The organism is Nocardioides ginsengisegetis, from assembly GCF_014138045.1.
In the GTDB taxonomy this organism is placed as follows: Bacteria; Actinomycetota; Actinomycetes; order Propionibacteriales; family Nocardioidaceae; genus Nocardioides; species Nocardioides ginsengisegetis.
This window is the reverse complement of the sequence record NZ_JACGXA010000001.1, coordinates 3,290,790-3,309,695: the sequence shown is the minus strand read 5'-3', so window position 1 is coordinate 3,309,695 and position 18,906 is coordinate 3,290,790. Positions and strand designations below refer to the sequence as shown.

Below are 18,906 nucleotides of genomic sequence, written 5' to 3'. Positions count from 1 at the left end.
GCTAACGTCGCGGCATGTCAACCGCACGTCGGGCCACCTCCCAACGCTGGATCGACCTGGGCGAGCAGCAGCGCGAAGCTGTTGCACGCGCCGTCGTCGACCTGGTCTCCGAGGGAAGGGTTCCCCTCAAGGTGGCCGAACTCGCCGACCGGGCAGGCATCACTCGACCGACTCTCTACAAGTACTTCCCGACGCTCGGAGCGGCAGTTCTACACACGGCCCAGACCCTTCTCGCCGAGCTCGACCAGTACGTGCGTCCGCGACTGCCGAAGCACGCCAACGCCCGAGAGCTTCTCCTCGCGCGGTTCGAGGTCAGCTTCAGATACGCCCGGTCCAAGCCCGAGATGACGAGGTTCTTCAGCTACTACGACTTCGCCTTCCGACGAAGCGGGCTGAGCAACGACGAGAACGCCGTACGTGGAGCGATCTCACACTCCGCTGGGCATCCATTCATCGACCTCTTCAAGACCGGCCAGACCGAAGGCTCAATTGATCCCGACCTTCAACCGGACGTGACGTTCCTCGCGATGGTCACCTCCATGACGGGCACCGCGCAACGGCTTCTCGTCGAGGACAACTGGACCTCTGGAACAGACCGCCGAGCCGAAGGTGTGCACCAAATGATGATCGACATCTGGCGTCGGAAACTCACACCGAAAGACGCAAAATGAACGCATATCCAGAACTGGGCTTCTACCTGCTCAGTGGCCAGCCGACCACGGCCAGGATTGCCCTCGATGAAGTTCGGGAGGCTGAGGCGATGGGGCTGGGTACCGCCTTCATCTCTGAGCGATACAACCTCAAGGAAGCGGCGTCGCTCTCAGGGGCTGCGGGTGCCGTCACGAGCAGGCTGCAGATTCAGACTGCGGCGACGAACCACAACACCCGACACCCGCTCGTCACCGCGGGCTTTGCCAGGACGATCCGAAGCATCACCGACGGCCGCTTCGTGCTGGGCCTTGGACGCGGCGTCGCGCTGATGCAAGACACCTACGGCATTCCACATATCAACTCGGCTCAGCTCGAGGAGTTCGTCGGGGTGATGCGCCGGCTGTTCCGCGGGGAGGCCATTGTGGGGCACGACGGTGTGTGCGGATCCTGGCCCGTGCTGCACCTGGACTCGAGCCTTGACGAGCACCTGCCCATGAGCCTGGTGGCCATGGGGCCTGAATCCATGAAGCTGGCCGGTCGCTGTTTCGACGAGGTCATCCTGCACACCTACTTCACCGACGAGTACACCGAGAAGTGCGTGCGAACAGTCAAGGAGGCCGCGGAGCAGGCCGGGCGGAACCCCGACGACGTCAAGGTGTGGTCCTGCTTCGCGACGATCGGCGATCACATCCCCGAAGAGCTTCGCATCAAGAAGTCGGTCGGCAGGCTGGCGACCTACCTCCAGGGATACGGCGACCTCTTGGTCCGACTCAACCAATGGGACCCGGCCGTGCTCGAACGTTTCCGCGCCGATGCAGTCGTCCAAAGCGTGCCCGGTGCGATCGACGGTGTGGGCACACCGGAGCAGCTCGAGCACATTGCCGGTCTCATCCCTGAGGAGTGGCTGGCGCCCAGTGCAACTGGGTCGCCTGACGAGTGCGCCCGAGCAGTTCGCGGGCAGCTCGAGATCGGCTGCGACGGGGTGATCATGCATGGAGCGAGTCCTGCGGAACTCGAGCCCATTGTCAAGGCGTACGCGGCGTGACGGCGGGGGAGACAACTGTCGACCTCAACTTCACCGGTCTGGAACACTGGCTCAGTGACAGCCTGAGCACGCCGGTCTCGGACCTCAAGGCAGCTCGCATCGGCGGAGGCAACTCCAGCGGAGCGGTTCAGCTCGAGTTCACGACGCCGCAGGGCGCCCGGTCGCTGGTTCTGAAAGCGCCTAACGACGGGGGCTTGGTCTTCGACTGCGACGCCACGAGAGAGGCCGCCATCCTGAAGGCGGCTCACCTTGCCGGAGCTCCGGTCCCTAGGGTCGTCGTCATCGAAACGACCGGCGAGGTCGTCGGAACGGCCAGCTTTGCCATGGAGCTGGTTGAAGGACGTGGCGTCCCGGAAAGCACTCCCGCGAGCTTCCACGACGATGGATGGTTCCGCGAGGAGTCTGATGACGTCCAGAGAGGTATCTGGTTCTCGTTCCTGGACACGCTGGTCAAGCTGCACGCCATCGACACCTCGGACATCCCGGCTCACTACAGCGTCGACGGGGTCGCAGGATACTTGGACTACTGGCGCAGGTCCCTGCTCGACGCTGCGGCCGAAAGCCACGTTCCGCGCCAGTTGGCAATCATCGACTGGCTCGGCGCGAACATCCCGCCAGGCGCGGACGACACGCCCGCGCTTTGTATGGGTGATGCCCGTCTCGGCAATGCGATCCTCCAGGGCAACGACGTCCGCGCCCTTGTCGACTTCGAGGTCGCCTACATCGGCAACCCGGCGGCCGACATCGGCTACTGCGTCATGCATGAGGCCTTCACGCGCATGCTGAGCCAGCAGCCGGCCACCGGCATCCCGACCGTCGAGGAGACGTGGGACTACTGGGAGGCAGCGACCGGCCGCACGGTGTTCGACCGGTCCTACTGGACGGCGTTGGGAGCTACGCTCATGTGCGTGACCGCCACGCGCGCGATGCTCAAGTGGGGCTTCCCGCTCGAGACGATCGACAACGACAACATCGTCGTCGCCGAGCTCGAAGGGCTCGTAGCCGGTGCGACGGCCGCGAAGCGCTGACGTTCCGGGGCGCTGCGTGTCGGCGCGCCCGGCTGCCACGACGATTGCCGCAGGACCACGATGACTCGCGAGCAAGTGACCTTCTGTCGGATCTGCGAACCGTTCTGTGGACTGATCGCCACGGTCGAGGGCGACCGCCTCGTCTCACTGCGTCCCGACCCCGATCACCCGACATCACAGGGTTTTGCATGTCCGAAGGGGGTCGCGTACGCGGAGGTGCAGAACGACCGTGACCGAGTGCTTCACCCACTCAAGCGTCAACCGGACGGCGAATTCCTCCGTGTGACGTGGGACGAGGCGCTGGACGACATCGCCGCACGCCTGCGCGACACTCGTGCGCGGGGGGGTGGCGACGCGATCGGCATGTACATGGGCAACCCCGGAGCACTGAACTTCTCCTTGTCCTTGTGGTCGGCCCTGTTCATGGGCGCGATGGGCAGCAAGCGGTTGTTCACCTCGGGCTCACAGGACACGAACAGCCGCTTCGTGGCTAGCCAGTTGCTCTACGGGATGCCACTGGTCTTCCCGATCCCGGATGTGGCCGCGAGCGAGTTCGTCGTGGTCCTGGGCGCGAACCCGGTCGTGTCCCACGGAAGCCTGGTCACGATGGGCCGGATCAAGGACCGTCTCCACGAGGTCGTCGCTCGCGGTGGTCGGGTCATGGTGGTTGATCCCCGTCGTACTGAGACCGCACGGGAGTTCGAGTGGCTGCCCATCACGCCGGACTCTGACGCCTGGCTGCTCCTGGCCCTGTTGCACGAGCTGGACGCCGCTGGCCTCATCGACACGAGGGCCATGGAGAGAGTTGCCGATGGTTGGCCGAGTCTTCGGACCCAGCTCGCGCGGTTCACGCCGGAAGCCGCTGAGGTGCACACGGGCATCCCAGCGGAGCGGACGCGAGCACTGGCGCGCGACCTGGTCTGCTGCAAGGCGGTCGTGTACGGGCGCACGGGCACGAGCCTGGGGCAGCACTCGACTCTGGTGAACTTCCTCATCGACGTCGTCAACCTCGTCAGCGGCAATCTCGACGCCCGAGGTGGCTCGATCTTCGCCAAGCCAGTCACACCTCTGCTGGACAAACTGGGCGAGAAGGCAGGCATGTTCTCGTACGGGGAGCGTCGGACTCGTATTGGTGGGTTCCCCGACGTCATGGGGATGGAGCCGGCGGTGAACATGCCAGCCGAGATGACCACGCCTGGCCAAGGTCAGCTCAAGGCGATGTTCGTCGTGGCGGGCAACCCCGTCCTCTCGGTGCCTGACGGCAACGCCCTGGAGGCTGCGCTGCCACAACTGGACCTGCTCGTCGCCATCGACCTCTACATCAACGAGACAGGGCAGCACGCCGACTACGTGCTTCCCTCCACGGCGATGTACGAACGTGACGACTTCCCACTGTTCGCCAGCTCCACCTACGCCAAGCCGTTCCTCCAGGTGACCAACGCGGTCGTCCCCCCAGCGGGCGAGGCTCGTCTGGAGTGGGAGATCCTCGACGAGATCGCAAGACGAGTGAAGCAAGGACGGATCAAGGCCCTGCTCAGTCGCGCCCTGAAGAAGTGGGGCTTGGGCCTCAACCCTGGGCTCGTGCGTTCGTTGCTGATCGAGACCGGGCGGGAGGGTCGCAAGTTCGGTCTGCGTCCGCGGGGATACACAGTGAAGAACCTCCTCAGAGAACACCCGCACGGCGTGCTGGTCGGCGATGAGCAGCCGGTCGGCTGGCTGCAGCAAGGGGTGATCAGGCACTCGGACAACAAGCTCCACCTCGACCACGCGGACATCGCAAACGAGGTCGAACGCCTCGCAACGCGACATGGGGACCCGGCGTACCCGCTCCGGCTGATCGGAATGCGGGAAGCTCGCTCGGAGAACTCCTGGATGCACAACGTGCCCAGCATGCGTGCCGCCCGCCCGGCGCACGCTGCGCGGATGCACCCCGCTGATGCGGAGGCGCTTGGCTTGCTGCACAACGGGAAGGTCCGGTTGGTGTCGAAGTCCGGCGAGATCGAGATCAATCTCCTGGTCACCGAGGATCTCAAGCCCGGCGTGGTCGCGGTGCCGCACGGATGGGGCCATGGCGGCCGGTCATCGTGGCGGCGGGCCGCGAGCGAAGGGGGTGCGAACAGCAACCTGCTGGCCTCCAGCGAGCCGGGCGACATCGAGCAGCTCTCCGGATCCGCGCACCTCAGCGGCATTCCGGTGCGAGCCGAGAGAGTGGGAACCTGAGATGGCCTACGTTGTCGGGCCGGCATGTGTCGCGGACTACTCATGTGTCGAGGTCTGCCCCGTCGATTGCATCAGGCCACGGCCGGACGACCCTGACTTCGACACGGCGGAACAGCTGTACATCGACCCGGTCACGTGCATCGACTGCGAGGCCTGCGTGACCGCGTGCCCCGTGGAGGCAATTCACGCCGCGGCGCAGCTGCCGGTCGCATTCGCGTCCTACGCGGACATCAATGCTGACTACTTCCGAGGTCCACGATGACCCCGGCGCGTCCGTTGCGGGTCGCTGTCGTCGGCGCCGGCCCGGCGGGGATGTACGCCGCAGGGCACCTGCTCGAAGGCCCCGGTGGCACCTACTTGGACGGCCGACTACAGCAACTGGTCCGCCGACCCGTGGAGGTCGACGTGCTCGACCGCCTTCCCACCCCGTGGGGTCTGGTTCGCCACGGCGTCGCCCCGGACCACCCGGAGAAGAAGCTGGTCCAACGGATCTTCGAGGAGACCGCGAACCGACCCGGGTTCCGCTTCTTCGGTGACATCGAGGTCGGCACCCATGTCAGCCATCAGGACCTCCTCGACTGGTACGACGCCGTGATCTACGCCCACGGCGCCTCCGGTGACAGGCCCCTCGGCATCCCCGGTGAAGACCTACCGGGTTCGCTCTCTGCGCGCGAGTTCGTTGCCTGGTACAACGGCCACCCGGACTACGCCGGACTGCCGATCGACCTCTCGCACGAGCGCGCGGTCGTGGTGGGCAACGGCAACGTCGCTCTCGATGTCGCCCGAATCCTCACCCAGCCTGTGGAGTCCCTCGTCTCGACCGACATCGCCGACCACGCCGTATCTGCCCTCGCGGCCAGCAAGGTCCGTGAGGTCGTCGTGCTTGGCCGGCGAGCCAACTTCCACGGTGCATTCAGCAACCCCGAACTCGCCGAGCTCGGCCGCATCGAGGGTGTCCAGATCGTCGTCGAGAACGACGACCTGCCGAGCGACCACGACATCGTCCTCGACCGGGCCACGCGCCGCAAGCTCTCCACCCTGGACGCCTACAGCACCCAGCCTCGGCGTGAATCCGAGCGGCGCATCGTCCTCCGCTTTCTCTCCTCCCCGGTCGAGATCCTCGGAAAGGACGCCGTGACCGGGCTCGTGGTCGGCCGCAACAACCTCGACCTCGATGGAGACGGTCGCGCTGGCGTGGCCTCGGGCCAGGAGCGGACAGTCTTGGATACGGGTCTCGTCCTACGCGCGATCGGCTACTTCGGAAACCCGCTCGCGGGTATTCCCTTCGACTCCGAGCGCGGCGTCATCCCTCACCGAGACGGCCGAGTCTTGGATCAAGGCACTCTGGTTCCGGGTCTGTACGTCACTGGCTGGGCCAAGCGCGGACCGCAGGGAATCATCGGCAGCAACAAGAAGTGCGCCCGCGACACCGTTCGCAGCCTGCTCGCCGATGCTGACTCCGGGACGCTCTCCACGCAGGGAACCCTGAATCCCGATGTCGTCGAGCGTCGCTTGCGCGAACGCCAGCCTCACCTGGTCGACCAGAATGCCTGGCTTCGCCTTGACGACCACGAGCGACGGCTCGGACGTGCCAGCGGACGTCCACGATCCAAGTTGGTCGACCGGCGAGCGATGCTGATGGCTTCGCGAGCGACCATCCGCCGTTCCAACTGAGATGGAGGTACCCGCATGACCACCACCACCGTCCGACTCCGGGGGCCGATCACCGGCCGGATGCTGTACGCCGTCGGAAAGGTCGCGTCCTGGATCCTTGCTCCCCACTTCGACACGATGGAGGGACTGGAGAAGGCGATCGCGAAGAATCGTGTCGCGGGCCCCGCCCGGCCATCTGCTCGCATGCTCAAGCGTTTCGAGTACACCGAGCGAGACGTTCCTGGCGGACGCCTCCTCCACCTCTCCCGGCGCGGTGCCGGCACACCCCGACTGCACTTCCTGTATCTCCACGGTGGCGCCTTTGTGCTCGATCTGCAGAGAATCCAGTGGGCTCTGCCGGCCGGGATGCTTGACCATGTCTCGGACGCCGACGTGACCGCGGCCATCTACCCGCTTGCGCCCGAGGCGACCTGGCGGGAGTCGACTACGTTTGTACGTCAGGTCTACCTCGACATGGTCAGCCAGTACGGCGCAGCGAACATCGTTGTGTTCGGTGACTCAGCGGGCGCTACGTTTGCGCTTCTCTTAGCCTATGCACTACGCGACGAGGGGTTGCCGCAACCTGCGGCAATGGTTCTCTTCTCACCGCCCTGTGACGGAACCGCATCCGCGCCTGATCTGCTCCAGCTTGAGGGTCGGGATCCTTCGCTCACGGCGAGCCTCCTGCACAACTGTTTCAGCCTTTGGGCCCCCGATGTCGAACGGAACGACTCTCGGATCAGCCCGATCTTCGCGTCGCAGGAAGACTTGCCGCCGATTCTGATGTTCTCGGGTGATCGCGAGATTCTGGATTCGGACGCTCGACGGCTCGCGGCAATCAGCCCCTCGGTCGACCATCGTTCCTACGCCGAGATGGCTCACGTCTTCCCCATTGGTGGGACCAAGGAAGCCAAGCACGCATTCCGTGAGGCGGCGCAATTCATCTCCGAGCATCTGCTTCCAGATGTGACGACACCGAGCGAGTCGTGAACGCGAGCTGAACCCACAAGCGTGCAGCACCCGAAGGACCCAATCCCCCACACCAGCCACAGGCACACGGCCGAAGCCCTTCTAGCCGTCCGGGTAGCGGCGCTGGCGGTGGGCGAAGTGTCAGAGTCACCGGCGGGGATGTGTCGGGCGCGGGTCTGCGAGAGCGGCAAGCATGGCTGCCACCCGCTCGAGGTCGCGAATGGCGCGGTCGTGGTCGGGATCCGCAAGGTATTGGAGGACGAGTCCGTCCGTGGCGGCGACCGACAGTCGGGCGAGCTCGCTGAATTCGATCGCACACTCCTCTCCCGCTGCTGACGCAGCCCGCTCGTAGAGCTCGCTCACGACCGAGATGTAGTTCGCGTACTGCGTCCGAGCCATGGTTTTCTCGGAACGCAAGGAATACGTGGTCAGCTCGTACTGCATGATCTGTCCGCGAACGTCGGTCTCCACCAACCGGGACCAGAAGCTGGACGTTGCCTGCTGGAGGGCGTGGGCGACGCCCTTGTCGAGGTCGACGTCGTCACGCAGGACCGTGGCGAGCTCGGTGATGACACTGTCGATTACTGAGCGCAGCAATTGATCCTTGCTTGGGAAGACGTAGTGGAGAGTGCCCAGCGAAATTTCGGCCTCCGCTGCGACGGCCCGCATCGTCAGCCCGGCTATACCGGTGACCCTCAACACGCGAGTGGTGGCAGCCACGATCTGTTGCTCGCGTTCAAGCACACGAACGTAGACCACGAAGCTTCCCCTCTCACTGGTCCACAAACGGGGACCGTTCTCGACCAGAGTACCGACCCGCAGAGTCCTTTCGACGGTGCCGTTCGCCGACCTTCGATGCCTGGGGAGCAGTTATCCGTCGAGCAGCCGAAGTGCCAACGCGAGTGTCACGATGCCTTGCGCTGTTGTGGCGTCCTGGCTCGTGAGCTGACTGATCCTCTTGATCCGGTACGCCACTGTGTTGGGGTTGACGTGCAGCTCCTTGGCTGTGCGGGTCATGTTGAAGTCATGAAGGACGTAGGCGCGCAGCGTGATGAGGAGGTCGGCCGAGTGCTTGTCGTCGTACGCCATCAACGGTCTGACCGTCTCCTGAAGGAGGTCTTGCGCGTACTCGCTGTGCACCAGGATGCGATCCAAGATCACATCGGAGAAGAGGACTGCACGCGATCGTCGGCGCTGCGACGCGGCCACGGCCGCGGCCTCCTGCGCCTCGTGGAATGACCGAGGTATGCCGTCGAGGCCTTGGTGCGGACGGCCCACGCAGACACGCCAGTGTGATCCCCTCGTTGCCAACTGGTGTGCTCCGGCGACGACATGGTCCACGTCCAGCGGATTGGCTACGCGGACCAGGCACACGACATCGCTGTCACGAACTCCGAGGAGGATGGTGTTGTGTGCCGCCAGGATCTCGCGGCAGGCGCGCAGCGCCGTCAAGGACTCGGAACGCATCTTGTCGGGCGGCACATCGCTGAGACGGACGACGATGACGCAGATCTGGTCGTCGGACGAAAGATTGAGGCGGGCGATCTCCACACGTGCGCCGTCGGACAGCGCGCGTCCCAGCAGCAGGCTTTCCAGGATGTCACTCCGGAGTACGTCGCGAGCGCGGTAGGCCCCAGCGGCTTCCTCGAGGTACACCTGGGCCAAGGTGACCGAGACCAGGTCCACGTAGTCGAAGATGCGAGTGGCCAGCTCGAGTGCTGCGGTGCGCAGGACCGGGTCGTCCGCCGCTTCCTCCAGGACCGTTTGCCACACTCGAGCGCCCCAGATGCGATAGCTGTGCAGCAACGAGGGCAAGCTTACGTCTTGGTGCACTCGCCGGGACGCGCTTCGGCGGATCACCTCGGCGTGGTCTGTGGGAGCGCTGGCCGGCGCCAGCAGGCTGTCCACGAGGTCGGTGATGGTCAGGAGTGCGGTAGCCAGGACATCGTCCGACATGGTCAATGCGCCAAGGCTCCCGTAGTCCATAACCTCACGCTGAACGTCGGCGACGATGGCTTGCGCCAACTCCAACTTGCGCCTCGCCAGGCGGTCGACGAGGCGCCGCCCGTCCGAGGACAGCGCCCCGTGGCGCTCGGGGTGGTTCGGTTCGATCTTGTTCATGGAGATCCCTAGGTGGCCGGTGCCGGTGGGTTGGGGACTCCACGAAGGCGACGGCGAAAGTTCTCGATCTTCTGCTAGCGGCCGTTGAAGCTAAGTGTGCACTATCACTTTGATTATTGGGGCCGCTGATACTCCACGATGCCTAGCGGCTCGCCCAGCGCACGACACAGGAAGGCAGATCGTCCCGTATGAGCGACACTGCACACATCATCTCGAGCAGCATCGGAAGCACGGACTTCGGTGCCGTTCGTCTCCTGACGATCGTCAACGAGGCGAAGCGCAACGCGTTCAACGGACTCATGACCCTCGAGCTGGAGCGGATGTTGCTGAAGGCCGACGGGGATCCGACGGTGCGAGTCATCGTTGTCACAGGCGCTGGCACGGAGTCCTTCTCCTCAGGACACGACTTGATGGAGGTGATGGAGCAGCCGTCGCTGGCTGGCGACCCCGTCGCCAATGCCGCGTTCACGACCCCACCTCGGCTGGGCACCCCGGTCATCGCCGCTGTCAACGGGAACGCGTATGCCGCCGGATTCATCCTCGCGCTCAACTGTGACCTCCGGGTAGCTGGACGCAACGCCCGCTTCTGCGCAGTCGGCGCGAAGATCGGACTCGTACCTGTTGGGGGGCAGCTCAGCCGCCTGCTCGAGGTGATGACGTACCCGTCGGCGTTCAAGATGCTTGCCACTGGACTCCCCATGGACGCGGAGGAGGCCCTCGCCTGCCAGTTCGTCACCGAGATCTGTGACCCCGAGGACACGGTGGAGCATGCGGTTGCGCTCGGCCAAGCGATCGCAGCCGCCTCGCCCGCTGTTGTCCGTGCCGTCAAGACGGGACTGCGTTCGACGCTGGCTGACGGCTTGGAGACGGGGCTTCAGCTGGAGCCATCTCTGGCAGCGGTTATCAGGGAATTGCCCGATGGAGCCGAAGGGGTCGCTGCCTTCCTGGAGAAGCGACCGGCCTCGTATCCCGATCCCCCGCAGGACCTGCAAGCTCGGCTCGATGAAGCTGTCGCTGCACGGACACGTTGACAGGCCTTGGCACGATGCGTCTGCGCGACGATGAGGCGAGGGCACTTGTCTCGTCATACGGGGTTCCCGCGAATCCAGTCCAGTTCGCCGAGCGGGGCAGCGACGCTGGGCGTATCGCCGTAGATGTGGGTCAGCCGGTCGCCATCAAGCTGGTGGCGCGAGATCTCGTGCACAAGAGTCAATCCGGAGGGGTGCTGCTGGATGTCGCTTGGCGTCGTGCCGCCGAGCAGGCTGATGAACTCCTGAGCCAGCATCGCGAAGGGGGAGGCGACGCCCTCGGCGTGACGGTCGAGCCGATGGTAGAGCCCGGTCTTGAGGTCAGCGTCGGCGGCCTGCAGAGTGCCGGTTACGGACGAGTCGTCATGTTCGGTCGCGGGGGAACACACATCGAGGACTGGAGCGATGTCGCGTTCGGTCTGGTGCCCCTCGATCGTGCGCAGGCAGTCGCCCTGATTGCCCGGACGCAGGTCGGGCGATCGATCGCCAAGCGATGCCCGGAGAGGCTGGACGAGCTGATCGGCTTGATCCTGGCTGTCGCCGGCATCGAGGGAATCCTCATGCACGAAGATATCGCCGAGCTGGACATCAACCCCGTGATCGTGAGCGATCACCGGGTGATCGCTGTTGACGCTCGTGCCACGCGTTCACCTGTGCCCGTCGGCCCATCGGTAGGGGTGGACCCGTCTTCGGCCTGGGAAGAACTGCGGCCGGCCATCTACCCCGAATCCGTGGCCGTGGTGGGCGCCTCCGACGACCCGGCCAAGATGGGTAACCGTGTCGTGCGAGGCATGCTCGACATGGGCTTCAGCGGAGAGATCTTCCCTGTGAGCCGCTCGAGCAAGACGATTTGCGGATTGTCGGCTCTTGCCGGGATCGACGAGCTCCCCCTCGGGGTCGAACGCGCGGTGGTGGTCACTCCGGCCGACGTCGTACCGACGGTGCTGTCCGAGCTGGCAGGGCGTGGCGTACGAACTGCCCACGTCCTCACGGCTGACACCCCACCCTTCATCAACTCTGGAAGCCAGAGCGGCGGCATGCGGGTCTTGGGGCCGAACTGTCTGGGTCACTACGCGCCGTCGGTAGGCATCACCATGATCTCGCCAACTGCGAGCAGTCGAACCGCGGGACACGTGGCGGTTGTGTCGCAGTCGGGAACGTACGCCGGCGATGCCGTACGTCGCGGCGCAGCGATCGGACTCAGCTACAGCTTCGTCACCTCGGTCGGCAACTGTGAGGACATCACCCCTGCTGAGTTGCTTGCCTTCTGTGACGCCGATCCGGCCACCAAGGTGGCGGGGTTCTACCTCGAGGGCGACGTGGGCGCCGGTGACTTCTTCCGAGTAGCGCGAACGGTCTCGCTTCCCGTGGTGCTCCTCCGGGGTGGTAGGACGACCACAGGAAGTGCCGCGGCAGCCTCACACACGGGGGCATTGGCCAGCGACTCGCGCCTACTCGTTGACGCGGCCCACGAGGCCGGCGTCCTGCTCGTGGATGACGCCGACCAGTTCTTCGATGCGCTGGTCATGCTCCAGCATTCGCAACAGATCGCTGGCGACGGGTTGGCGTTGCTGGGTAGCGGCGGAGGCGTGGGAGTCGTCGGAGCTGACACCGCCGATGCGTGGGCCTTGCGGCTGCCGGTGCTGGGGGAGCAGTCGTCGAAGGCGCTGGCACCCTTTTCAGCACCCGGGTGCAGCCTGAGCAATCCAGTCGACCTGCCGGTGTGGTCGATGTACACGGGAGACCAGTGCTTCACGGGGGAGCTCGTGGAAGCAGTCGTGCTGGATGACCAGGTCCACGTCGTATGCGCCTTCATCGACGTGGGGACCGTCTTCGATCTTGAGAGCCGGCCGGTGGCGGAAGCGCTGATGTGGCGGCTGACGGATGGCATCATCCACGCGGATCGGCGGGGTAGGACTCTCGTGCTCGTTCTGCGAAGCAGCCTCCACGACGTCCAGGAAGACGTGATCAGGAGGCTTCGGGCGCTCGCGACCGAGGCCGGCGTGGCGACCTTCGACTCGGTCGATCGTGCCGTGCGTGCCGTTGGTGGACTTCGCTGGCTGACCGGGGCCGCCGAGGCGCGGGCAGACCGAACGGGGGGCCGATGACCTTCACGCGCAGCGTTACAGGTATGAGTGATGGCAACAATACGAGCCCGGTCGTGGCTGTCGCGCTGGTCGCGCTCAGCACTCTGCTAGCGATGAGCGCCTGGTTCTCAGCTACCTTCGTGGTTCCCCAGCTGAAAGCCACATGGGAGCTTACGCCTGGCGGAACAGCAGCATTGACCATCGCAGTTCAGCTGGGTTTCGTCGTCGGCGCGTTGCTGTCTGCTGCAATGGGAATCGCCGACGCCGTGCCGGGTCGGGTCCTCATGTTCTGGGGAGCGCTTGGCGCAGCGGCCTGCAATGCGAGTCTTCTCCTGTGCGAGGGCCTGGGAGCAGCGCTGCCGCTTCGGGTTGCCACAGGCGTCTGTCTGGCGGGCGTCTACCCGCCGGCGATCAAGGAGGTCTCGACCTGGTTCCTCAAGGGGCGAGGCAAAGCGCTGGGCATCATGATCGGGGCGCTGACCTTGGGATCGGCCCTTCCCCACCTGGTGGCGGCTGTCGGAGGGGTCGAGTGGCGACTCGTCATCGTCACGACCAGCCTCCTGTCTGCGTCCGGCGGGCTCGTTGTCCTTCTCGTGCGCGGTGAAGGGCCCCATCCCTTCCCCCGTCGCCCAGTCAGTCTTGCGGCAGGATTTCGCTCGCTGCGTAATCGCGACGTGGCTCTGGCCAATGCTGGATACGCCGGGCACATGTGGGAGCTCTATGCGATGTGGGCAGGACTGGGGCTCTTCCTGGGATCACTGCCTGAGGTCGCCAGCCAGTCGGACGCGGAAAGCCTGTCGGCCCTGCTCGCTTTCATGTGCATCGGGGTCGGTGCAGCGGGCTGCCTGGTGGGCGGCGTGCTCGGTGACCGCTGGGGACGTCCGCGCGCAGCGATGACTGCGCTGGTGTGCTCGGGGGGCACCGCCGTCGCTCTCGCGGTGTTCTACCCTGTGCTACCCCTCACCGTCGTGATTCTCATGTGCGCCTTCTGGGGATTCTGGGTCATTGCGGACTCTGCGCAGTTCTCAGCCATGGTGGCCGAGACAGCGGACCCCGACTACATAGGCGGAGCCCTGTCGGTCCAGCTTGCGCTCGGATTCGTCGTGACGATGCTGACCTTGTGGGGAGTGCCCCAGGCGGTGGAGCACTACTCCTGGCGGGTGGCGCTGCTGATCCTGGCGGTGGGACCTGCCGTGGGCATCCTGGCCATGGCGGCCGCAGAGCGTCGCCGTCGGGAACGTGTCCTGATCGTCGGCGCATCGACACCCCTAGGCACATCACAACGATGAGGTCAGAAGTCTTCGTTCTGCCCGTGGATGCACTGTGTCGTCCCCGGACACGCTGTGCGCGTCACCCATAGCTGCGGGCGAGGGCCCGCGGATCGAAGAGAGGTCTACAGGATGGTCGCGGACGATCAGCGCATTTCAGTGAGCACGCAGGGAGCTTCGAGGGTGGAGATCGGCTCAATCCCGCCGATCGGATCGGTGCCCTCGACAATGTACGCGCAGGTGGTGCGCCAGGACCGGTTCGGCGACCCAGCATCGGCCTTCGTCCCCGAGGTGGTCTCCACGCCGCGTATCGGCCCGGGCGAAGTGCTGATCGCGGTCATGGCGGCCGGAGTCAACTACAACAACGTGTGGGCGGCCCGTGGATACCCAGTTGACCAGGTCGCCACTCGGCAGAAGCGGGGCGAGCCGGAGGACTTCCACATTGGTGGATCGGATGCGTCGGGCATCGTCTACGCAGTGGGCGAGGGCGTCACCGACTGGCAGGTCGGTGATCACGTGGTCGTACACCCAGGTGTCTGGGACCATGACGATCCGTGGATCCTCGCCGGTAAGGACCAGATGATCGCTCCCAGTGCTCGTATCTGGGGCTATGACACCAACTACGGTGCGTTCGGTCAGTTCGCCCGGGTGCAGTCGCACCAGCTGATGCCGAAGGCCGAGCACCTGTCATGGGCGGAGGCTGCCGCGCCGACGCTGGTGGGCACCACGGCCTACCGAATGCTTCTGGGGTGGGAGGGCAACACCGTCCAGGACGGTGATCTCGTCCTCGTGTGGGGCGGCTCGGGTGGGCTGGGCACACAGGCCAGCCAGCTCGTGCAGGCGGCGGGGGGCAGGGCCATCGCGGTCGTCTCTGGCGACGACCGCGGCGAGTACGCCATGAAGTACGGAGCGATCGGCTACCTGGACCGGCGCAAGTACGACCATTGGGGCATCCCCCCGCTGGTCGACGACGCCGCCGGGCAGAAGACGTGGACGGCGGGGGCCCGAGCTTTCGGCAAGGACTTCTGGGCCATCGCGGGTGGTCGGGAGGAGCCGGCCATCGTCTTCGAGCACCCGGGTGCCGCGACGATCCCCACGTCGATCTTCCTGTGCCAGCCGGGTGGGATGGTCGTCATCTGCGCCGGCACCACCGGCTTCGATGCGATGGTCGACCTGCGCTACCACTGGACCCGCCAGAAGAGGCTGCAGGGTTCGCACGGTACGAACGATGCGCAGGCCTACGCCTACAACGACCTCGTGCGCGACGGCAAGATCGATCCCGTACTCGGGCGCGTCATGACCTTCGCCGACATCCCGAAGTCGCACGCGCAGATGGGACGGGGCGAAGAAGTGTTCGGCAACACCGTGCACCTGGTCGGCGCCGACGACGCTGGAGCCGGTCGCAGCTGATGCGCCTCCGATCCCGAGTCTGCTCCGGCTTGGCGATTCCGAAAGGCCTGCCCCTGAAGTTGTCGGTCTTTCTATACAGAGATCACGTCGGGCGGGTGCAGCATCTCGTCAGCTGATGTGGCACACGCCACCTGCTGTCCCGAGCAGCCGGCACCAAAGGAGAGTCATGACAAGCGAAATCGCAGACACCGGCGAGAGGCACGCGGTCGCCGACGTCGACAGCAGCCACGGCGCCAGGTTGGCGGGCGGGAAGCTCGGTACGGCACATATTGTCTTCTTCGTCGTGGCTGCCGCCTCGCCGCTAGTCATCGTCCTCAGCACCGGTCCCTTCTCCCTTCGAGTAGGCGGGATCGGTGCCCCTGGTGCGATGCTCGCAACGGGCGTCGTCCTGATGCTGTTCGCCACCGGTTTCACGGCCATGACCAACTACGTCAAGGAGCCCGGGGCCTTCTACGCGTACGTCACCACGGGACTCGGCAGGACCTTGGGTTCTGGCACCGCCATTATGACAATGGCCGCCTACGGCATCTGCGTTATTGGCTTTCTCGGGTACTTCGGGGTGTTTGCTCAGGGGACGGCTGCCAGCGTGTTGGGCGTGGACCTTCCGTGGCAGGTGTGGGCATTGGGCTGTGCGGCCGTTGTCGGTGTCGTGGGCTACTGCCAGGTCGATGTCGGCGCGAAGCTGATCGCAGTGCTCCTCTCGCTCGAGGTAGGAGTGATCATCGTCCTGATCGTGGCGGTGCTGGTGCAGGGAGGCGGCCCCGAGCCGGCGTCCGCGGCTCCGCTGTCGTTCGACAACGTCTTCTTCTCGGACGGCTCGGGGACTCTGTTCCTCCTTGCCTTCGGCGCCTACATCGGTTTCGAAGGGACAGCCATCTACTCTGAGGAGGCCCGTGCACCGCACAAGACGATCCCCCGGGCGACCTACGTGGCACTCGCCTTCTTGGCCGTCTTCTACGCGCTGAGCTTCTGGGTGGTCATCTATGGTTACGGCCCGAAGGAAGCCCTCGCCGCGGCCCAGAGCGATGGATTCTTCGAGATGGTGTTCTCTCAGGCCGGGGAGTACGTCGGGAGCTGGCTGGTGACCGCCATGCGGCTCCTGATTGTCACGAGTTTCCTCGCCACGATCATCGCCTTCCACAACGCATGCACGCGCTACATGTTCTCGCTCGGTCGCGTCGGCCTGCTGCCGGTTCCGCTGGCTCGGACTCACCCGCGCATGGCATCGCCCCATATCGCCAGCCTCACACTGAGTGCCGTGACGTTCGTGGTGGTGATCATCGCCATGATCGTCGGTCTGGACCCCTACTTGGAGCTGGGCACGTGGCTGTACGCGTCCGGGGTCATCGGGGTCGTTGCGGCGCAGGCCATCTGCGCGCTGGCCGTTGTGGTGTTCTTCCTTCGGGACCGGCGTGGGCACAGCGTCTTCCGGGTGCTGGTGGCTCCGCTTCTTGGCTTCTTGGGCCTTGTGGGCGCTCTGATCCTGATGGCGAACAACTTCAGCCTCCTCAGCGGCTACACCGCCTTCCTTCCTAATGCCGTCATGATCGGGGCGATGCCACTGTGCCTGGCCATCGGAGTGCTTCTGTACCGGCTCCGAGCTCCCCGCGTCGTGGAGATCTCCACGTCAATCGGCTGAAAGTCGGGGTCTCTCAAGGGCCTTCCGTGATCGCTGCGCCGTCGGTGCAGCGATCACGTGACCTCGACCTAGCCCAGGGTGGACATGGATCCGAAGAGAGTTCTGCTCTTCCGCACAGTGGCTCGGTGTGGGTCGATGAGCGCCGCGGCACGCACGTTGCATTTGACGCAGTCGGCGGTTAGTCAGCAGCTGAGCCTCCTCGAGCGTGAGGCGGGAAGCCCGCTCCTGGTCAGGAGCACACGAGGTATCGACCTCACCGAGGCTGGCGTGCTGTTGCTGAGCCGTGCTGATGCCGTCTCCAGCGAGCTGCACATGGCGACAGAAGAGCTCGCTTACCGTCGCGAATCTGCGCGCCGGAAAGGTGCGGCTCATCGCGTTCCCTTCCGCAGCGTCCAGCGTGGTGCCCGTAGCCATCCAGCGCTTGCGTCGCCGGGCTGAGGGCATCGAGGTGCGGTTGGGACTGCTGCACGGATAGGTGACACCTGATCTGTGGCGCCGAGAGGCGCCGCTGGAAGGATGTGCACCGTGCCCAAGCCCTTTCCCAAGGAGTTCCGCGACGACGTCGTGAACGTCGCTCGTGGCCGTGAGCCCGGGCAGACGATCAAGCAGATCGCTGCCGACTTCGGTATTGCGGAGTCCTGTCTGCGCAACTGGGTGCGCCATGCCGACGTCGAGGACGGCCTCAAGCCCGGCACGACCGCGGCCGAGAACGCCGAGCTGCGTGAGGCGAAGAAGCGGATCCGGCTGCTGGAACAGGAGAACGAGGTCCTCCGCCGCGCAGCGGCCTACCTGTCGCAGGCGAACCTGCCGGGAGAATGAGGTACCCGCTCGTCCGCGAGCTGGCCGCAGACGGGGTCCCCGTCGCGGTGACGTGCCGGGTCCTCAAGATCGCGCGCCAGCCCTACTACCGCTGGCTGGCCTGCCCGGTCACCGACGCCGAGCTCGAGGAGGCGTACCTGGCCAACGCGCTGTTCGACGCGCACCGCCACGACCCGGAGTTCGGCTACCGGTTCCTGGCCGATGAGGCCCGCGATGCCGGGCACTCGGCCTGCGACCGCACGATGTGGCGAGTCTGCTCGAGCAACGGCTGGTGGAGCGTCTTCGGCAAGAAGCGCGGCAAGAACGGCAAGAGGCCCGGTCCGCCGGTCCACGACGACCTGGTCCAGCGGACCTTCACCGCCAAGGCACCCAACCGGCTCTGGCTGGCCGACATCACCGAGCACCCCACGGCCGAGGGCAAGCTGTACCTCTGCGCGATCAAGGACGTCTACTCCAACCGGATCGTCGGCTACTCCATCAGCGACCGGATGAAGTCCCACATCGCCGTCGACGCCCTGGCCAGCGCCGTGGCCAGACGCGACAACGTCGCCGGTTGCATCCTGCACACCGACCGCGGCTCGCAGTTCCGCAGCAGGAAGTTCGTCCGGGCTCTGCACGGCCACGCGATGGTCGGCTCGATGGGCAAAGTCGGCGCGGCCGGCGACAACGCGGCCATGGAGTCGTTCTTCGCGCTGCTGCAGAAGAACGTCCTGGACCGGCGCCGCTGGGAGACCCGGCAAGAGCTGCGGATCGCGATCGTGACCTGGATCGAGCGGACCTACCACCGTCGCCGCAGGCAAGACGCCCTGGGCCGATTGACCCCCGTTGAGTACGAGATCATCATGACCACACCTGCCGCTCAGGCAGCCTGACCCAACCGTCACCCGTTCGTGCAGCAGTCCCGTTTGTCGAAGCCGAGCCTCCTGCCGCTCATGAAGCGCTGATCGCCGGACAGGCGGACGTTGCCA

General features: G+C 65.4%; 16 protein-coding genes. 14 read left to right on the top strand and 2 right to left on the bottom strand.

Annotated elements, in window-relative coordinates:
* Positions 1-14: 14 nt before the first annotated feature.
* Genes FB382_RS15955 through FB382_RS15925 form a run of 7 tightly spaced genes read left to right on the top strand, consistent with a single transcriptional unit; the run spans position 15 to position 7,587 of the window.
* Positions 15-671 carry a TetR/AcrR family transcriptional regulator gene (locus tag FB382_RS15955; RefSeq protein WP_182540730.1) on the top strand — a complete coding sequence of 219 codons (657 nt, stop codon included), beginning with the start codon at positions 15-17 and terminating at the stop codon, positions 669-671.
* Positions 668-1,696, top strand: coding sequence for a TIGR03857 family LLM class F420-dependent oxidoreductase (locus FB382_RS15950; RefSeq protein ID WP_182540729.1), 1,029 nt, complete (start codon positions 668-670; stop codon positions 1,694-1,696). Before FB382_RS15955 ends, FB382_RS15950 begins: the two co-directional genes overlap by 4 nt.
* Positions 1,693-2,724, top strand: coding sequence for a phosphotransferase (locus tag FB382_RS15945; protein WP_182540728.1), 1,032 nt, complete (start codon positions 1,693-1,695; stop codon positions 2,722-2,724). The genes FB382_RS15950 and FB382_RS15945 overlap by 4 nt, the downstream gene beginning before the upstream one ends.
* Before the next feature lie 60 nt (positions 2,725-2,784).
* On the top strand, positions 2,785-4,944 hold the full coding sequence (locus FB382_RS15940; RefSeq protein ID WP_182540727.1) for a molybdopterin-dependent oxidoreductase: 2,160 nt from the start codon (positions 2,785-2,787) through the stop codon (positions 4,942-4,944).
* A gap of 1 nt (position 4,945) precedes the next feature.
* Complete coding sequence (locus tag FB382_RS23120; protein WP_182540726.1) at positions 4,946-5,206, top strand: 4Fe-4S dicluster domain-containing protein; 261 nt, start codon at positions 4,946-4,948, stop codon at positions 5,204-5,206.
* Complete coding sequence (locus FB382_RS15930; protein ID WP_182540725.1) at positions 5,203-6,618, top strand: FAD-dependent oxidoreductase; 1,416 nt, start codon at positions 5,203-5,205, stop codon at positions 6,616-6,618. Before FB382_RS23120 ends, FB382_RS15930 begins: the two co-directional genes overlap by 4 nt.
* 15 nt (positions 6,619-6,633) lie before the next feature.
* Positions 6,634-7,587: an alpha/beta hydrolase gene (locus tag FB382_RS15925; RefSeq protein WP_182540724.1), complete on the top strand. Its 954-nt coding sequence runs from the start codon at positions 6,634-6,636 to the stop codon at positions 7,585-7,587.
* Between the two features lie 126 nt (positions 7,588-7,713).
* Here the strand turns inward: FB382_RS15925 and FB382_RS15920 are convergent, their stop codons facing one another.
* Both FB382_RS15920 and FB382_RS15915 read right to left on the bottom strand, forming a co-directional pair.
* A complete protein-coding gene (locus FB382_RS15920) occupies positions 7,714-8,325 on the bottom strand; it encodes a TetR family transcriptional regulator (RefSeq protein WP_182540723.1) in 612 nt (203 codons plus the stop codon).
* Positions 8,326-8,436: 111 nt separating this feature from the next.
* On the bottom strand, positions 8,437-9,687 hold the full coding sequence (locus FB382_RS15915; RefSeq protein WP_182540722.1) for a PucR family transcriptional regulator: 1,251 nt from the start codon (positions 9,685-9,687) through the stop codon (positions 8,437-8,439).
* A gap of 188 nt (positions 9,688-9,875) precedes the next feature.
* Between FB382_RS15915 and FB382_RS15910 the strand changes: the two genes are divergently transcribed.
* The 7 genes from FB382_RS15910 (at position 9,876) to FB382_RS15880 (ending at position 18,810) form a co-directional block, all read left to right on the top strand.
* Entirely contained in the window at positions 9,876-10,718 is an 843-nt protein-coding gene (locus FB382_RS15910) for an enoyl-CoA hydratase/isomerase family protein (RefSeq protein ID WP_220481383.1), read from the top strand.
* Positions 10,719-10,732: 14 nt separating this feature from the next.
* Positions 10,733-12,823 carry an acetate--CoA ligase family protein gene (locus FB382_RS15905; RefSeq protein ID WP_182540721.1) on the top strand — a complete coding sequence of 697 codons (2,091 nt, stop codon included), beginning with the start codon at positions 10,733-10,735 and terminating at the stop codon, positions 12,821-12,823.
* On the top strand, positions 12,820-14,091 hold the full coding sequence (locus tag FB382_RS15900; RefSeq protein ID WP_220481382.1) for an MFS transporter: 1,272 nt from the start codon (positions 12,820-12,822) through the stop codon (positions 14,089-14,091). Before FB382_RS15905 ends, FB382_RS15900 begins: the two co-directional genes overlap by 4 nt.
* A gap of 162 nt (positions 14,092-14,253) precedes the next feature.
* Positions 14,254-15,480 (top strand): crotonyl-CoA carboxylase/reductase, encoded by a 1,227-nt coding sequence (gene ccrA, locus FB382_RS15895; protein WP_220481381.1) that lies wholly within the window; start codon positions 14,254-14,256, stop codon positions 15,478-15,480.
* 166 nt (positions 15,481-15,646) lie between these two features.
* Entirely contained in the window at positions 15,647-17,119 is a 1,473-nt protein-coding gene (locus FB382_RS15890; protein ID WP_182540717.1) for an APC family permease, read from the top strand.
* 84 nt (positions 17,120-17,203) lie between these two features.
* Positions 17,204-17,557 (top strand): LysR family transcriptional regulator, encoded by a 354-nt coding sequence (locus FB382_RS23115; RefSeq protein WP_425490098.1) that lies wholly within the window; start codon positions 17,204-17,206, stop codon positions 17,555-17,557.
* Between the two features lie 87 nt (positions 17,558-17,644).
* Positions 17,645-18,810, top strand: a protein-coding gene (locus FB382_RS15880) for an IS3 family transposase (protein WP_182540713.1) whose coding sequence is annotated in 2 segments (ribosomal slippage) — positions 17,645-17,929 and positions 17,932-18,810 — 1,164 coding nt in all. Because the reading frame shifts where the segments join, the coding sequence is not laid out codon by codon here.
* Positions 18,811-18,906: the final 96 nt, after the last annotated feature.

Excerpts from the sequence above, each read along its gene's own strand:
- FB382_RS15955 (WP_182540730.1), top strand. The coding sequence starts at position 15 with ATGTCAACCGCACGTCGGGCCACCTCCCAACGCTGGATCGACCTGGGC.
- FB382_RS15950 (WP_182540729.1), top strand. The coding sequence starts at position 668 with ATGAACGCATATCCAGAACTGGGCTTCTACCTGCTCAGTGGCCAGCCG.
- FB382_RS15940 (WP_182540727.1), top strand. The coding sequence starts at position 2,785 with ATGACTCGCGAGCAAGTGACCTTCTGTCGGATCTGCGAACCGTTCTGT.
- FB382_RS23120 (WP_182540726.1), top strand. The coding sequence starts at position 4,946 with ATGGCCTACGTTGTCGGGCCGGCATGTGTCGCGGACTACTCATGTGTC.
- FB382_RS15930 (WP_182540725.1), top strand. The coding sequence starts at position 5,203 with ATGACCCCGGCGCGTCCGTTGCGGGTCGCTGTCGTCGGCGCCGGCCCG.
- FB382_RS15925 (WP_182540724.1), top strand. The coding sequence starts at position 6,634 with ATGACCACCACCACCGTCCGACTCCGGGGGCCGATCACCGGCCGGATG.
- FB382_RS15915 (WP_182540722.1), bottom strand. The coding sequence starts at position 9,687 with ATGAACAAGATCGAACCGAACCACCCCGAGCGCCACGGGGCGCTGTCC.
- FB382_RS15910 (WP_220481383.1), top strand. The coding sequence starts at position 9,876 with ATGAGCGACACTGCACACATCATCTCGAGCAGCATCGGAAGCACGGAC.
- FB382_RS15905 (WP_182540721.1), top strand. The coding sequence starts at position 10,733 with ATGCGTCTGCGCGACGATGAGGCGAGGGCACTTGTCTCGTCATACGGG.
- FB382_RS15900 (WP_220481382.1), top strand. The coding sequence starts at position 12,820 with ATGACCTTCACGCGCAGCGTTACAGGTATGAGTGATGGCAACAATACG.
- FB382_RS15890 (WP_182540717.1), top strand. The coding sequence starts at position 15,647 with ATGACAAGCGAAATCGCAGACACCGGCGAGAGGCACGCGGTCGCCGAC.
- FB382_RS23115 (WP_425490098.1), top strand. The coding sequence starts at position 17,204 with ATGGATCCGAAGAGAGTTCTGCTCTTCCGCACAGTGGCTCGGTGTGGG.